At 71.1% G+C, this 15346-nt stretch carries 13 protein-coding genes; 7 read left to right on the top strand and 6 right to left on the bottom strand.

The genetic code is table 11. From position 1 onward, the window contains the following. Window positions 1-15: 15 nt before the first annotated feature. Window positions 16-1560, bottom strand: coding sequence for an amidohydrolase family protein (locus tag A3CQ_RS51275; RefSeq protein WP_020509466.1), 1545 nt, complete (start codon window positions 1558-1560; stop codon window positions 16-18). Between the two features lie 201 nt (window positions 1561-1761). On the opposite strand from A3CQ_RS51275, the gene A3CQ_RS0103185 reads away from it, so the two are divergent. Continuing rightward, on the top strand, window positions 1762-2292 hold the full coding sequence (locus tag A3CQ_RS0103185) for a SigE family RNA polymerase sigma factor (RefSeq protein WP_020509465.1): 531 nt from the start codon (window positions 1762-1764) through the stop codon (window positions 2290-2292). Continuing rightward, window positions 2289-3161 (top strand): hypothetical protein, encoded by an 873-nt coding sequence (locus A3CQ_RS0103180; protein ID WP_020509464.1) that lies wholly within the window; start codon window positions 2289-2291, stop codon window positions 3159-3161. Before A3CQ_RS0103185 ends, A3CQ_RS0103180 begins: the two co-directional genes overlap by 4 nt. Here the strand turns inward: A3CQ_RS0103180 and A3CQ_RS0103175 are convergent. Then, window positions 3133-3594, bottom strand: a complete 462-nt coding sequence (locus A3CQ_RS0103175; RefSeq protein ID WP_020509463.1) for a SixA phosphatase family protein — start codon at window positions 3592-3594, stop codon at window positions 3133-3135. The genes A3CQ_RS0103180 and A3CQ_RS0103175 overlap by 29 nt on opposite strands. 384 nt (window positions 3595-3978) lie before the next feature. Here A3CQ_RS0103175 and A3CQ_RS0103170 point away from each other — a divergent pair, with 384 nt between their 5' ends. Further along, window positions 3979-7683 (top strand): Ig-like domain-containing protein, encoded by a 3705-nt coding sequence (locus A3CQ_RS0103170; protein ID WP_157295225.1) that lies wholly within the window; start codon window positions 3979-3981, stop codon window positions 7681-7683. On the opposite strand, the gene A3CQ_RS0103165 is transcribed toward A3CQ_RS0103170, so the two are convergent. Further along, window positions 7673-10174: a tetratricopeptide repeat protein gene (locus A3CQ_RS0103165; protein WP_020509461.1), complete on the bottom strand. Its 2502-nt coding sequence runs from the start codon at window positions 10172-10174 to the stop codon at window positions 7673-7675. The two genes, A3CQ_RS0103170 and A3CQ_RS0103165, sit on opposite strands and share 11 nt — an antisense overlap. 138 nt (window positions 10175-10312) lie before the next feature. Here A3CQ_RS0103165 and A3CQ_RS0103160 point away from each other — a divergent pair, with 138 nt between their 5' ends. Then, complete coding sequence (locus A3CQ_RS0103160; protein WP_157295223.1) at window positions 10313-11173, top strand: hypothetical protein; 861 nt, start codon at window positions 10313-10315, stop codon at window positions 11171-11173. Between the two features lies 1 nt (window position 11174). Here A3CQ_RS0103160 and A3CQ_RS0103155 read toward each other — a convergent pair whose 3' ends face one another. Beyond that, entirely contained in the window at window positions 11175-12086 is a 912-nt protein-coding gene (locus tag A3CQ_RS0103155) for a homocysteine S-methyltransferase family protein (protein WP_026205235.1), read from the bottom strand. A gap of 111 nt (window positions 12087-12197) precedes the next feature. Between A3CQ_RS0103155 and A3CQ_RS0103150 the strand changes: the two genes are divergently transcribed. Together A3CQ_RS0103150 and A3CQ_RS51270 are read left to right on the top strand one after the other, a co-directional pair. Continuing rightward, window positions 12198-12644: a hypothetical protein gene (locus A3CQ_RS0103150; RefSeq protein WP_020509458.1), complete on the top strand. Its 447-nt coding sequence runs from the start codon at window positions 12198-12200 to the stop codon at window positions 12642-12644. Window positions 12645-12681: 37 nt separating this feature from the next. Then, window positions 12682-13278 (top strand): class I SAM-dependent methyltransferase, encoded by a 597-nt coding sequence (locus A3CQ_RS51270; RefSeq protein WP_020509457.1) that lies wholly within the window; start codon window positions 12682-12684, stop codon window positions 13276-13278. Here the strand turns inward: A3CQ_RS51270 and A3CQ_RS0103140 are convergent. After that, window positions 13264-13842, bottom strand: a complete 579-nt coding sequence (locus A3CQ_RS0103140) for an HdeD family acid-resistance protein (protein WP_084698883.1) — start codon at window positions 13840-13842, stop codon at window positions 13264-13266. The genes A3CQ_RS51270 and A3CQ_RS0103140 overlap by 15 nt on opposite strands. Before the next feature lie 239 nt (window positions 13843-14081). Between A3CQ_RS0103140 and A3CQ_RS0103135 the strand changes: the two genes are divergently transcribed. After that, entirely contained in the window at window positions 14082-14378 is a 297-nt protein-coding gene (locus A3CQ_RS0103135) for a PD40 domain-containing protein (RefSeq protein ID WP_020509455.1), read from the top strand. Between the two features lie 69 nt (window positions 14379-14447). Here the strand turns inward: A3CQ_RS0103135 and A3CQ_RS51265 are convergent, their stop codons facing one another. Then, on the bottom strand, window positions 14448-15341 hold the full coding sequence (locus tag A3CQ_RS51265; RefSeq protein ID WP_020509454.1) for an NAD(P)-dependent oxidoreductase: 894 nt from the start codon (window positions 15339-15341) through the stop codon (window positions 14448-14450). Between the last annotated feature and the right edge of the window lie 5 nt (window positions 15342-15346).

Below are 15346 nucleotides of genomic sequence, written 5' to 3'. Positions count from 1 at the left end.
ACGACTCGAAGATGGTCAGGCCGAAATGCCGGGCGGGACTGCTCCGTGACACGGGCAGCCACGGAAGGCGACGGGGGCCGCGGCAGCCGGCTTCGGTCGCTGTGCCGCGGCCTCGATGTCGGCGAGCATCTGCCGGCGCCGGGCCGGGCCGAGGTGGGTGCCGCGGACGAAGACGCTGTCGATCCGGGTCGTGTTGCGGATGTCGTGCAGCGGGTCGGCGTCGAGCAGAACCAGGTCGGCGACCGCCCCGCGACTGATCACGCCCTGGTCGCGCCGGCCCAGGTAGCGGGCCGGGTTCAGCGTCGCGGCGGCGAGGGCCTCCATCGGCTTGAGGCCCGCCCGGACGAACCGGGCCAGCTCGTCGTGGAGGCTGAAGCCGGGCATCAGGTACGTGGTGCCGAGGTCGGTCCCGGTCATCAGGGGCACGCCGGCCTCGGCCAGGTCGGCGGTCAGCGCCAGGCGGCGCCGGAAGAGCTCCCGCGACTCGGCGATCCGGGCCGGGGTACGGCCGGGCAGATACAGGTTGTCCAGCGCCCAGTCCCAGTACCCGATCACGTCGGGGCTGAAGTACCGGTAGCGGGGGTCGTGGCGGTCGATCTGCTCGGGCATGTCGTTGGTCTCGTGCAGCACCAGCGTCGGCGTGAAGAACGTGCCGTTGCGAGCGATCCGGTGGAACACCCGGGCCGCCTTGCGCCGGTCGTAGCTGCGGGCCGCGGCGTACTCGTACGGATGCATCTTGGTGAACCAGCCGTTGTAGTCGCCCGGCCCGATCGGCACCGCGGCGACGGCCCGGCGCAGCCGGTCCTCCTCGCTCGACGTGTCGTACCACACCTCGAACAGGTGCTCGATCGTCCGCATGCCGCGGTCGCTGGCCTCGGTCAGCGTCACGAAGTCGGGCACGTGGCCGAGGAACGGGAGCCCGAGCTTGGCGGATTCGTCGGCGACGGCGAGGAACGACTCGCGGGTCAGCCGCGTGTACGTCTTGATGAAGGCGACCCCGGAGGCGTGTTCCCGCTGAACGGCGGATCGGGCCTCCGCGGGGTTCGCGACCGAGACGTGCACGGACCCGTCGACGTCCAGCCCGTCCCACAGCGAGGGCGCGCCGTCGACGATCCGGCTGCCGATCGACCACTGCGGGCCGAGGCGGGCGCCGGCCGCGATCTGCCCCTGCCAGGCGCGGGCCTCGGGGCTGCCCGACATCTGCCGGGTGGTCGTGACGCCGTTGACCACGTACAGCTCGGGATCGGTGTCGTCGATGCCGACGGCGTGCGTGTGCATGTCGGCGAGCCCGGGGATGAGGTACTTCCCGGAGCCGTCGAGGACGGTGGCGTCGTGCGGGACCGGTACCCGCTGGGCCGGGCCGGCGTCGAGGATGCGGTCGCCCTGGATGAGCACGGTGCATCCGCGCCGGACGCCGCCGGACGCGTCGATCACGGTCACGCCCCGGATCGCGATGAGCTTGCGGGTCGCCGCGGGGCTAGCCTCGGCCGATGGGGACAGTCCGAGGGCGGCGCCCGCGACGCCGAGTGCCGTGCCGGTGAGGATGGTGCGCCGTTGCATGAGCCGCTCCCTGTCTGCGTGCGCTGGTGTCTGAAATGAGCGTGCCCGTTCCGTTCGGCCGAATCACGGGTACTGCGCCCCGTTTCCGAGGGGGGCCTAGTACCACCCCGTACGGCGGATTCGGGAATGGGTTTGTGAAACCGAGCAACCTCCCGCGCCTCGCGTCTCGTGTCTATCCCGACTGAGGAGCGAAGGGACAAGATGACGGGATTTCGGCGCGCGTACGACGAGGAGTTCGTCGCGTACTACTCCGTTCGCGCGGCGCAACTGCGCAGCACGGCCTATCTGCTGTGCGGCGACTGGCACCTGGCCGAGGACCTGACCCAGGTCACCTTCACCAAGCTGTACCGGGCGTGGCCGCGCATCGAACGACACGACACGATCGACCAGTACGCGCGACAGGTGCTGCTGCGAACCTTTCTCGACGAACGGCGGCGGCCATGGCGCCGGGAGAGCCCGACCGCGCCCGAGGACGCCGTGCTCGATGTCACGGCGCCCGAGGTGCGCGGCTCGGAGGACCGTGAGGTGCTGCGGAACGCGTTGCAGCAGGTCGCCAAGCGGCGTCGGGCCGTGCTGATCCTGCGTTTCTGGGCGGACCTGTCCGTCGAGCAGGTCGCGGAGATTCTCGGCTGTACCACCGGAACTGTGAAGAGCCAGACCTCGCGCGGCCTGGGTGAGCTGCGCGACGCGCTCGGCGAGCTGACGCGATCGACCACGGGAGGACGGAAATGAACGACGTCAAGTACCTTTGCGAGCAGCTGCTCGACGCCCCGCCACCGATGCGCGACGGCGCCGAGATGCTGGCCGCCGTACGCCGCTCGACCGCGCGCCGCTCGGCGATTCGGGCCGGCGGCGGCCTCCTCGCCACCGCGGCGCTCACCGGTACGGCGGTGCTCGCCGCGCCAATGCTGACCGGCCACCAGGCGCCGGCGGCGGTGGCCGGCGCATCACCCGCGACGAACCCGCCGCCGAGTTCGGCCGCAGCGCCGGACGTGCCCTACGCGCAGGCGGCCGGAACACACGACAAGAAGATGTTCATGGCGATCAAACGAGCGTTGCCGCCGGGCTACACCGCCGCGTCGCAGTACCCGTTCTCGACCAGCCGGACGCCGTATCCGACCGATCCCGCCGCCCCGGTCGGCAAGGGCGGGGGTGTGCTGGCGGCCGCGAACGTCAGCGTGCTCGTGTCGAAGGACGGCCGGGTCGGCTGGATCGCCGCGCAGATCGTCAACGACGGCAGGCCGGTGCCAACCGGCGACGTGTGCGGACCCGAGATGGCCAAACGGTACAACGATCAGCCGGGCACGACCTGCAAGGCCATCGACGTCAACGGCACGACAATCCGCGTGACCCGGGAACACTGGGACAACACCGCCCCGGAGATCGACGTGATCACCGCGACGAAGTTCCTGCGCAACGGCGCCCTCATCATCACCGAGAGCCGCAGCGTGCCCGACTTCCAGTCGGAGAAGGCCCAGCTTCCCCCGGACGCCGTCAACCGCCACCCGAAGAAGCAGGCACCGACCTCGGCCCTCGGCGACTGGTTCCTCACCGACGATCAGCTCGCCGCGCTCATCGCCGGCCCGGCGATGCTCCCCTGACGGTCGGGCCGTATTTCAGCGCGAGCATGCTTGCGCCGGTGGGCTCGGCGAGTGTCACGACGAACAGATTGTCGAACTGGGTTTCGCCGATGACGGGCGGCGTCGGCACACCCAGCGCCTCGATCACCTCCGGGACGGTGTTGCTGTGACCGGCGATCACCACGACGGCGCCGAGTTCCCCGGCCCGGGCCGACCGCGCGACGGCGGCCGGGGACGGCATTTCCCGCCCGCTGATGCCGAGCACCTCGAGAAGCGGTTCCACCGTCTCCTTCGTACGCGTGAACGACGAAGTGAAAACCGTGGTCACGCCGGCCGAGCCCACGACGTGCGCGAGTGCCCGGGCACGCTCGCGCCCGGCGTCGTTCAGCGAGGGATCCGCACTGGCCGGTGGAAGGTCGATGTCCGCGTGCCGTATCAACAGGATCGTGGTCACGACCGATGCTCTCAGCGAACTGTTGGCCGGTCGAGTAACTAGTCCCGATTCGGACAGCGGCCGGGCGGACCATCCGGGCCCGCCCGTCCGGGTCGACCTCGGCCAGGCCGTCGGCGTAGCGATACAGCCAGCGTGTGAACGGCCCACGACGCGAAAACATCCGCCGTATTTCGGTTTTATAGATGCCCCGTGTCTCGCCTAGCTCGATCGTTTGACCGATTTGGACGGCGTGCTGCCAATTGGCGGCGTATTGGCGCTGAAGCGCTGGGTAGCCCCACCCGGCAACCTCGGTGAAAGACGTGCGAATTCAGAAATCCGTGAGAAACGTCTGCTGCTTAACGTCCCGGCTGTTCAAAGGTTCAACCTTCTTGCCGGGAGAATTGTGTGACCGCACGAATATTCGGGGTGATTGCCGGTTTGGTGATCCCCCTGGCACTGGCGACACCAGCGGCTGCAGCGACCAACCCGACCACCACCACCACCACCGCGACGACGAAGCCGGCCGCCCTGCCCGACCCGACGGCGCGCGGCCCGTACGGCCACCAGGTCATCGAGGAGGCCAAGTTCGGCCTCGCCACCATCGAGGAGCCGAACTCCGACGGCGCCGCCCCGACGGCCGGCACCGCGCAGGCGGCCGAGCAGGTCGAGATCCGCGGCCAGCTGTACATGCCGGACTACAGCCTGCGGAAGACGCCGTCCCCGCTGCTCGTGCTGGTGCACGGCAACCACGGCTCGTGCGACGCCGGGCAGGACTCGACGACCGCGTCCTGCACGCAGTTCAAGCACAACGAGGACGGGTACGCGTATCTCGCGGAGAACCTCGCCACCTGGGGTTACACGACGTTCTCCATCTCCCAGGACCAGCTGATGATGCGTCAGGACAACAACAAGGGGAAGGGCATGCACAACCGGCGCATGCTCATCGCCGCCACCCTGGACGCGATCACCGCGGCGAGCAAGGCCAAGGGCCTGCCCATCGACGCGCACACCACGATCGGCACGACGCTCTCGGGTCACCTCGACATGACCCGGATCGGCCTGATGGGTCACTCCCGCGGCGGTGACGCGGTGGCCAACTTCCTTGACTACAACCGCATCCGTACGGACGGACCGCGCTACCCGATCAGCGGCGTCATCTCGCTGGCCCCGGTCGACTACGAGCGCAAGGCGCCGTACGGCATGCCGTACATGGCAATTCTGCCGATGTGCGACGGCGACGTCTCCAACCTGCAGGGCGCCCGCCTGTTCGAGCGCAGCCAGTACGTCAACCCGGACGACCCGTTCCCGCGGATCCAGGTCGAGCAGCTCGGCGCGATCCACAACTGGTACAACACCGTCTGGTACGCCGACGGCGGCGCGGACGGCCAGGCCAACAACGACGCCGCCTGCGGCAACTCGGCGCCGTTCGCGACCAACAACATCCATCCGCACAACCTGCGGCTCTCCGGCGCGGCCAGTTACACCGACCCGGCCCAGAACTACGCCATCGACAACTCCGACCCGCTCAACCCGGCGGTCAACACCAAGATCTCGGGTGACGCGGAGCGGATGGGCGACCAGGAGAAGCTGGGCCTGGCCACGATGGCCGCGTTCTTCCGGCGCTACATCGGCGGCGAGGGCGCGTTCGAGCCGTACATGACCGGCGAGCTGTCGAACACCGCCACGGGGTTGCAGATCCCCGCGTCGGCCTGCCCGACGAGCGCGTCCGGCCAGGCCATCCCGTGTAACGAGCGGGTCAACACCACCTACTTCGGGGCGCCGCAGGAACGGGTCGACGTCATCCGGCCCGAGGTGCAGAACCCGCTCACCCAGAACGCGCTCGGCGGCACGCTGAGCGGGAGCGGCTTCGCCGACCCGTACGCCCAGGCGGCCGGCGTCACCACCAAGCCGGCGGCGACCGCGCAGGGCTACGACTGGTGCAACCCGGAGCCGATGGACTTCGCGCCGTCGCAGCTCGGCAAGACCGGGCTGCCCACCGCCATGAAGCAGTGCCCGCTGCCCGCGGCCACGGCGCTCGGCGGCCAGAACGGCATCCGCGAGAACAGCCCGGTCAACCAGTCGTACGGCCGCCAGCTGACCCTGGCCTGGGACCAGAGCTCGCCCGCGACGCTCACCGCCAAGATCCCGGCCGCGTCGAAGAACGTGAACGAGATGAAGTCCCTGGCGCTGGACGCCGCGGTCAACTTCTTCGACACCCGCAACCCCGGCGCCGACAACCGCGGCGACAACACCCGGGACACCACGGTGAACGGCACCGCGGCGAGCCCGGTCTGGCCGAACGAGAAGCCCACCTCGTACGACCCGACCTCGACGACGCAGAACTTCCAGATCGTGCTGACCGACCTCGAAGGACACACGGCATCGGTCGACGCCGGCGACCCGCGCTGGGGCAACGCCCTGCACATGTCGACCGGCACGAACACCCCGAACACGCACATCGTGCTCGACCAGATCCGCGTACCGCTGACCGAGTTCACCAAGCAGGGCGTGGACGTGGGCGATCTGTCCAAGCTGGAGCTGAAGTTCGGCACCGGCGACCTGCCCAAGTCCGGCTCGATCCAGCTGGCCGACGTGCGCTTCCAGGAGACCGCGGCCGGCGCCCAGATCCTGTCGGACGGCAAGACCAAGGCGAACGGCGCCGGCTACGGCCGGTACACGCTCGGCGGCCCGATCCCGGCGAACTATCTGGAGTCGTACAACAACGCGCCCGGCAATCTGGAGCTGCTCGGCAAGAGCACCACCTGGACCGTCGACGACGACAAGCAGCAGTGCCCGAACGCGCAGTTCACCTCGATCCAGTCGGCGGTCGACTACGCGTCGCCGTGGGACACGATCGTGGTCTGCGCCGGCACCTACCAGGAGTCCTCGACCCCGGTGAACGCCACCTCCAACCCGGTCGCGACCGGTGCGAAGAACGGCCTCACCATCAACAAGCCGCTCAAGATCAAGGGCGCGGGCGCGGACAAGGTGACCATCGAGCCGGACCAGTCGCTCACCACGCTGGCGGGCACCGACCCGTACCTCCGCGACGGTGGCGGCAACGTGATCACGGTGTCGCGGCAGTCGCTCGGCTCGACCGACACCAACGAGATGTTCGTCGACATCTCGGGCGTGACGGTCACCGCCGGCAACGTCTGGGCCGAGGCCGGCATCGCCTACTTCGGCGCGGCCGGTCGCGTCTCGGACAGCGTCGTCGGGCCCATGAAGGTCGCGACCACGGACGAGGAGAAGGCCGCGCACCCGCACGGCTGGGGCATCGTCAAGACCGGCATGCTGCTGGGCTCCAGTTCGGGAACGGTGGAGAGCGAGCTCACGGTCGCGGACAGTGTGGTCACCGGGTACCAGTCCGGCGGCATCCTGTTCGACGGCGCCCGCGGCAAGGACGGCGCGGCCGACAACATCGTCCGCACCGGCATCCGCTACCACGGGTACGTGAGCGACACGGTCGTCGAGGGCAACCCGGCCGCCGCCGGCGTGAAGTACACGTCCGGTGTGGACGGCTTCGTCAACGCGAGCCGGATCACCGGGAACGCCTACGGCGTGCTGCTCACCGACTCCGGGAACGTCACGGCCGAGGGCGACATCATCACCGGCAACGGCTACGCGGCGTACAACGCCGACGCCGCCAACACGGCGGTGCGGGAGGGCGCGCCGTTCTTCGTCAACCGCAGCTATCTCGGCGACGCCCCGGTCGTCTCCGGGCCGGACAGCACCGGTATCGACACGGTGGAGATCACCAAGTCGCTCAAGTCCGCGCCGCGCGGGGTGCCGACCGGTGTGGGAGCGGTGGTCGACAACGACCCGACGGCCGAGCTGGCCGACCCGGGAAGTGGCGCGACGTTCAGGGTCGGGACGGCGGTGACCCCGCTGATCCGGGGCACCGACGACTTCGCGATCAAGTCCGCCTCGCTGATCGTGAACGGCGAGAAGGTGGGCACCGCGACCACCGCGCCGTACCTGTTCAGCTGGACGCCGACCGCGGCGGACGCCGGTAAGAAGGTGACGATGCAGGCGCTGGTCGTCGACTCCTCCGGCAACGAGCGGCTCTCCAAGCCGGTGACCTACACCGTCGCCAAGATCAAGAAGTAGACGCCGGCAGTTTCGAAGGGCCCTCTCCGCGTACGCGAGGGGGCCCTTCCCCGGTTTGGCCGAGGGCGCGATACAGCGCGCCGGCCCGCCGCCGGTGCCGTGCCGAGAGAGCCGCCTGGTTCAGGGCGTCGTGGGCGCGGGCCAGGCCGGTGTGGGCGCGGGCCTGCTGCTCGCGGTCGGCGCAGTCGAGGGCGAGCGCGGCCGCCTCGGTGTGCAGGGTCAGCGCCCGGGCCGGGTCGCCGAGAGCGGCGGCCACCTCGCCGAGTCCGTTGAGGACGGTAGCCTGCCCGTCGCGCGCGCCGATCTCGTGAAAGATGGCCTCCGCCTGGCGGTACTGCTCGGCCGCCGCCGTCGGCTGCCCGGCGACCTGGTACATCGTGCCCAGGCTGTCCAGCGTCCACGCCTCCTGCACGCGGTTGCCGAGCAGGTGGTGCATGGCCAGTGCCTGGTGGAGGTGGTCGGCGGCGGAATGGCGGCCCAGCCGCGCCTCCTCGTAGCCGAGGTTGTTCAGCGTGCGCGCCTCGCCGCCCCGGTCGCCGGCCTGCCGGAACATGACCAGGGCCCGGCGGTAGTGCTCGATGGCGCCGTACCGGCGGCCCAGCCGGGCCTCGACGATGCCCAGGTTGTCCAGGGCCCGCGCCTCCCCGGTCAGGTCGTCCACCCGGCGGAACAGCGGGAGCGCCCGTTCCAGATGGTCGACGGCCGACGAGTACCGGCCCAGGCGCTCGAGAGTGAAGCCCAGGCCGGACAGGCTGCGCGCCTGACCGGCGAGATCACCGTCGCGCCGGGACAGGGCGAGCGCTCGCTCGAACCGCTCGACGGCCGGCCCGTACCGGCCGAGCCGCAGGTCGACGCTGGCCAGGTAGGCGAGGGCGCGGGCCTGGGCGGTGTCGTCGCCGAGGTCCTCGGCTGCGCGCAGGGCGTACCGGTGCAGGGTGATGGCCTCGGCGAGATACCCGCTGTCGAGGTAGCGGTAGAGGATCGCGGACAGGCGGACGGCGTGCGCGGGATCGCCGTGCGCGCCGACCATCACCAGGGTGGGTCGCTCGGTGTCGAGCCAGTCCCGGGCGACATCCAGGCGGGACAGGTTCGGGGTGGGCGTCGCCGGCCGGGGCACCCGCGGCCGGGACGCGGTCTCGGCCGGGTGCAGGGCGTCCATGGCGGCCGCGGCCGTGCCCACGTAGTAGTCGAGCAGACGGGTCCGGGCGGCCTCCCGGTCGGTCCGGCGGTCCTCGTCGGCGGCCCGTTCGGCGGCGTACGCCCGGACCAGGTCGTGGCAGGTGAACCGGCCGGCCGGACCGCGCCGGAGCAGGTGGTCGCGGTGCAGGAGGTCCAGGTGCCCGGTCGCCGCGACGAGGTCTATTCCGGCGAGCGCCGTCACCGCGTACGCGTCGAAATCCTGCGCGGGATGCAGCGAGAGTGACCGGAGCACCCACCGGCGCTCCGTCGGGAGATGGCGGTACGAGACGTCGAGCGCGAGCTCCACGCCGGCCTCGAGGCGGCAGGCGTCGAGCCGGTCCGCGTGATCGGTGAACGTCCACCCCGGACGGCCGCGCAGCCGGCCGGCGACCAGGCCGACGGCGAGCGGCAGGTAACCGCACCGGCGGGCGATCCGGGCCGGCGCCTCCGGATCCGGCCCGATCGGCACCTCGGGGGCGGCGTCGATCAGGTACGCCGTGGCCTCGTCGGCGGTGAAGACGTCGAGCACGACGCGCGCGGCGAGCGGCAGTCCGGCGAGCCGACGCCGGCTGGTGACCAGCGTGAGGCAGTCCGGGCGCTCGGCGAGAAGCGGCCGGATCTGGGCCTCGTCGGCGGCGTCGTCCAGCACGACCAGCGTCGGCGTCCCGGCCAGCCGGGCCCGATAGGCGGCCTTCCGGCCGGGCAGGTCGTGCGGGATCTCCCCGCCCGGCATGCCCAGCCCGCGCAGGAAGCCGTCGAGGACCGCGCCGGGCTCGGCCGGTGGGCGGCTCGGATCGAAGCCGCGCAGATTGACGAAGAGAACGCGCGCGAATCCGAGCCGATGACCGGCCCGCACGGCGAACTCGGTCTTGCCCACCCCGGCCATGCCGGTGATCACGACCGTGCCGGCGCGGGGCAGACCGCTCAGCTCGGCCGCCCGCCCGGCGAAACCGGCCGGATCCTCCGGGAGGCGATCCTGGACGCGGACCTGGGCGGCCGCCGTGATCTCCCCGCCGACGAACCGCAGCGCCTGCGCCCACTGCGCCGCGTAGGCGGCGTCGGGATGCAGGGCCCGCACCACCGCGATCACGAGATCGGCATTGATCCGCCGCCGGCCTCGTTTGAAGCAATCGGCCACGGTGTTCTTCCGCGCCAGCTCCCCGGCGGGACGACCGGCCGCGGACCAGGCGGCATTGATGCGATTCTTGATCATTTCGTACGAGGGATCGCCCGCCCACACCTTCAGCAGCCGCAGCACCTGCGTCAGCTCGTCCAGCGTGCCGGCCCGGCCCGGGTCGGGTGGCGCGTTCATCGATCCAGGTAAGCAACGTGTCCCCCGCGGGGCCAGCGCTGTGTCTGTGATCCGTCCGGGATCGTCCGGAACCTCCCCGCGAGCGGCCCGGCCGCCGCACGCTCGGCGCGGAAAACCGACACGAGGGGGATATGGGTGATGAGAAATCTACGCAGGTCCGGGGCGATTCTCGGGGCGGTCGTGCTGGCGCTCGCCGGAAGCGTGACGATCGGGGGCCCGGCGGCGGCGGCCGTCAGCGCGGTGACCACGACGACCGTGATCGGCGCCTCGGACAGCACCGCCGTCAAGACCGTGGTGGCCTCCTGCCCGGCCGGCAAGCGGATCCTCGGCGGCGGCGGCGAGATCGGCGGCGGGTCGTTCACCACCACCGCGCACATCGGGATCACCGAGCTGCGGCCGGTCACCTCCGGCACCGGCGACGCATATGAGGTCTCGGCCTCCGAGGACCAGGTCGGCGAGCCCGGCAACTGGTCGCTGACCGCGCACGCGATCTGCGCCAACCCGGTGCCGGGCCTGCAGATCGTGACCGCTGTCCGGGCTCAGCCACCCACCTCGGACGCCTTCCAGCAGGGCGGCGCACAATGCCCCAGCGGGACCAACCTGATCGGCACGGGCGGCCGCGTCGAGGGCGGCGAGGGGCAGGTCCGGATGAACACCGCGGCGCGGCAGTTCCCGGCCTCCACCCTGCTCAACGCCAGTGAGGACGCCGACGGCTTCGCCGGCACCTGGTTCCTGATCGGATACGCGGTCTGCGTGCCGACCACGGCCGACCTGCAGGTGGTCCGGGCCGACAGCATCCCGGAGTCCACTCCGGTCGCGGTCCAGAGCGCCTCGGCCTCCTGCCCGGCCGGCATGGTCGTCACCGACGCCGCCGGTGAGGCGTTCAACGGCCGGACCGCCATGATCGTCAGGCCGTTCGCCACCCGGGTCGACGTCATCGCCAACTCGGTCGTCCCGACCGAGGGCCCGGTCCGCGCGTACGCGATCTGCTCCCGCTGATCTAGATCTTGTCGAGGCCCCACATCGCGGCCACGTGGCGGGCGTCGGTGCCGCAGCAGCCGCCGATGAGGGCGAGGCGGGGCAGGAGGGGGCGAAGGGCGTCCTGGGCGCGCGCGAGCGCGACCGGGTCGCCCTCGTCCAGTTCGGTGGCGGCGTCCAGCTCCTCGTGGCTGCGCTCCGACGCGTTCGCCCGCAGGCCCACGATGCGTGACCGCCAGGCGCCCTCGCCGGCCAGGCCGGGGGCGATGTGGCCGGGGTGAGCGCAGTTGACCATGAAGTAGTCGGGGGCGGCGTCGGCGTCGACCGCGGCGACGGCCTCCGCCAGCGTCGCGCCCGAGGGGAGTCGGCCGTCCAGTTCGACGGTGAACGAAATGGCCACCGGAAGGCCGGCCGAGCGTGCGGCGCGGACGATGCCGATCGCCTCGCCGACGCCGGTCATGGTCAGCGCGGAGACGAGATCGGCGCCGCCCTCGGCGAAGGCCTCGATCTGCGGCGCGTGGTATCTCGCCGCGTCGTCGGGGGAGGCCTCCTCGCCGGCCACGTAGCCGTCGCCGCGCGGGCCGACGCAGCCGCTGACCAGCAGGGGATCGAGGTCGTCGCGCAGGCGGGCCAGCATGGCGACCGACTCGCGGTTGATCCGGCGCAGGTCGGCGGCGGAGTGGCCGAGGCGGTCGCCCCAGTCGCCGCTCGCGCGCCAGGTCGGTGTCTCCAGCTGGACACCGGCGCCGGCTCGGCGGGCGATCTCCACGTACGCCTCGTAGTAGCGCAGGAGCAGCTCTCGCCCGTGCTCGCCGTCGACCAGCGGGTACGCCGCGAAATCCGGCAGGTCGACGTCGTGGTGGTAGATGAGGTCGGTCTCGAGGCCGCCGTCGGTGACCATCGGACGGCCCGCCAGCTGCGGTAACGGAGTCATGGTGAGTTTGTAACAGATCAGTACAGCCCCACCTCGGCCGACCGGGTCTTTCGGCAGCTGGTGGCGGGCGCTCCTCGATCGAGGCCGCGTTGTCCGGCAGGATTCAGTCTTGTGACAGGCCAAACCCGTCCCCGGCGCCGGCCGCTGCGAGCCTGGGTCGTCGTCGACCCGGCCGACGTGATCGACGTTTTCGTCTACGTGGTCGTCCTGAACCTCGCCATTCAGTACCTCCCGGCGGTCATCAGCGAGACCTTCACCCTCTCGCTGCTGACGGCCGCCCTGCTCAAGGTCACTCTGGAGCTCGTGCTCCTCCTCAAAGGCGTCGTCCTGGCCCGGCTGCGCGGGGCGACCACGCGGCTGGCCAAGGCGACCTCGGCCCTCATGCTCTGGGTGGTGGCGGCGGGGAGCAAGCTCGTCGTGCTCTGGCTGATCGACGTCGTCTTCGGTGGCTCGGTCAGTCTGGGCGGCTTCATACCCGTGACGGTGCTCGTGCTCGCCCTGCTGGCGTCGCGGGCGGCCGTCCGGCGACTGCTCTACGGCAAGACCGACGCCAACTGAACGCGGAAATTGCGTCGGCTTCCTACGCTCGGCACCCGTGAGCTCCCGATACGAGTCGTTGGTGCTCGACGCGATCCCGGCCGGCTGCAGGAGGGCCGCCGACATCGGCTGCGGCAACGGCGAGCTCACCCGGGACCTGCGCCGGCGAGGTATTCCGGAGGTCGTGGGCCTCGATCGGGACGAGCCGTGCGTCCAGCGGTGCCGACTCCATCCCGACGCGGGTGACATCCGGTACGTCGTCGGGGACCTCCGCAGCACGGACTTGGCACCGCAAGGATTCGACCTGGTCAGCGCCGTGGCCTCGCTGCACCACCTGGATGCCCGCGAGGGACTCCTCCGGCTGCGAAGCCTGGTGGCGCCCGGTGGCGTGCTGGTGGTGGTCGGGCTGGCCCGGCCGGACCTGCCCCGAGACCTCCCGATCGAGGTCGCGGCGCAGATCGCCGGCCGGTTCCGGCGCCGTACCGCCGACCCGGCCGGGGATCCCCTGGCACCGATTGTCTGGCCGCCGCCGGAGCGCTACTCGACGATGCGCCACCTGGCCCGCGAACTGCTTCCCGGAGTCCGCTGGCGACGCCACCTGAGCTGGCGTTACTCCCTAGTTTGGGCTAGGTCGTCCCGCTCACGCCGGCGCTAGTGACCGATCCCCGCGGCGGATCACGAAGGCCAGGACGATCGCCGTGACCCCGCGGATCAGCGCCATCAGGCCGACCCAGAACAGCACCAGGAAGGCGCGCGCCTGAAGGTTGAAGATGCGGTCCGAACCGGACACCCACAGGGCGAGCAGGATCAACAGCACACCAACCACAAGGCCGAGCCACCAGTACGGATTGTCCCCGCGCGAGGCGACACCGCGGACGATCTCGAAGGCGCCCTCCAGGAACAGCACCAGCCCCAGCACCGAGACCAGGGCGAAGAAGGTGTTGACCGGGCGGATGAGCGCCCACAGGCCGCCGAGCAGCAGGATCACGGCGATCGCCCAGTGCAGGACCTTCCAGCCGCCGCTCACCATGGTGGCCACGAAGATCTCGTTGAGGCCGGCCACGATGAACAGGACTCCGAGCAGCAGGCCGACCGTGGCCAGCGACGTCACGTTCGCGCGCAGCACCAGCCAGCCGATGATCAGCCAGCCGATCCCGACCACCAGCTCGACCCACCAGTACTTGCTGCGCTCGGGCTGGAGCATGCTTCCCTCAAACATGGACGCTCCTCAAGACTCTTCCGCCGAGCCGTCAGTGTCGGGGACCGGCCGAGAGCGGGAAATCATCCTCGTCGAATGAACCCGGGCCGACGGCGCGAGCGGGGGCTGCGCCACGACCACGCTGTGCGGCATCATCGCCACCAACAGTCATCGAGCGGCGAAAGGAACCGTGCAAGCGGATCGCAGCGCCCGCCCAGGGCACCGTACGGATCTACCGGGCCGACGGGTCCGCCTCGCGGGTGCTCACCGACCTGCCCGCGGCCCGCGGCCTCGACTGGAGTCCGCGCGGCAACACCATCGCGGTCGTGGCCGCGGGCGACCTGTGGTTGGTGGATGCGGTCACCGGCGCGAAACGACAGGTGACGAACACGCCCGACGTGGCGGAGGAGAACCCGGTCTGGTCTCCGGACGGCCAGGTGGTACGCGAAAGACCCGCAGATCTGGCTGATGACCGCCGCGGGCACACGACCGCACTCGACCGGGGTGACGGGCGTCCCGCTCAGCTGGCGAGCGGCGGCCTAGCTCCACCCATGTGACAGTGCCGCCTTCCGGACGCCTCCGGAAGGCGGCACTCCTCGATCGCGGCCGCCGCTCTACGGCAAGACCTACGCAAGCTGACCGGTCGGGGCCGGGTGCAGGCCCACCGCCGCGCGGGCGGCGCTGATGTCCTCGCGCCCGTGGCCGGCGTCCACCGCTGCCTTCCACTGGCCGGACAGCGCCTCGAGCAGCGGGAGCCGGTCCGCACCGGCCGCCGCGATCGCCAGGTCCACGTCCTTCAGGGCCCACTGCAGCGGGAACTCGGGCGCGAAGTCGCCGTCCGCCATCTTGTGCAGCTTGGCGTCGGCGATCGGGGCGTCGAGCGGGCCGCCCTCGATCGCCTCGGCCAGGCCCGAGGGCTCGATGCCCAGGCGGGCGGCGAGCTCCAGGGCCTCCGCCACACCCTCGACCAGGATCGACATGTACGCGTTGACCACCAGCTTCATCGCGGTGCCGTGCCCGGCCGGCCCGAGCCACACCGTCTTGCGGCCGATCGCGGCGAACGGGGCGCGCACGACGGGTTCCGCCGTGGCCGGTCCGGAGGCGAGGATGAGCAGCTGTCCGGCCTCGGCCGGTCCCTTGCTGCCCGACACCGGTGCGTCCACGAACGACACGTCCGGTCGTAACCGGCGCAGCCGTTCCGAGAAATCGGCGGTCGCCTCGAGGCCGATGGTGCCCATCTGCGCCCACACCGCGTCGCGCGGGAGCGCCTCGATCACGCCTCCGTCGAACATCACCGTCCCCACCACGTCGGCGGTGGGCAACATCGTGATGACGGTACGGGCGACCGCCTGCCGAGGTGATCCGGCGACCGTGGCGCCCACTTGGCCCAGCGGCGCGGCGACCTCCGGCGACCGATCCCAGACGGTCACGGGCAGCCCGGCCACCAGCAGGTTACGGACCATCGCCGAACCCATGATCCCGGCCCCCAGCAGCGCAACGCCCTCGTACGTACCAGCCATGATGT

It is taken from the genome of Paractinoplanes globisporus DSM 43857 (assembly GCF_000379645.1).
Lineage (GTDB): Bacteria > Actinomycetota > Actinomycetes > Mycobacteriales > Micromonosporaceae > Actinoplanes > Actinoplanes globisporus.
The sequence above is the reverse complement of the archived record's forward strand: the minus strand, read 5'-3'. Positions and strand labels throughout refer to the sequence as shown.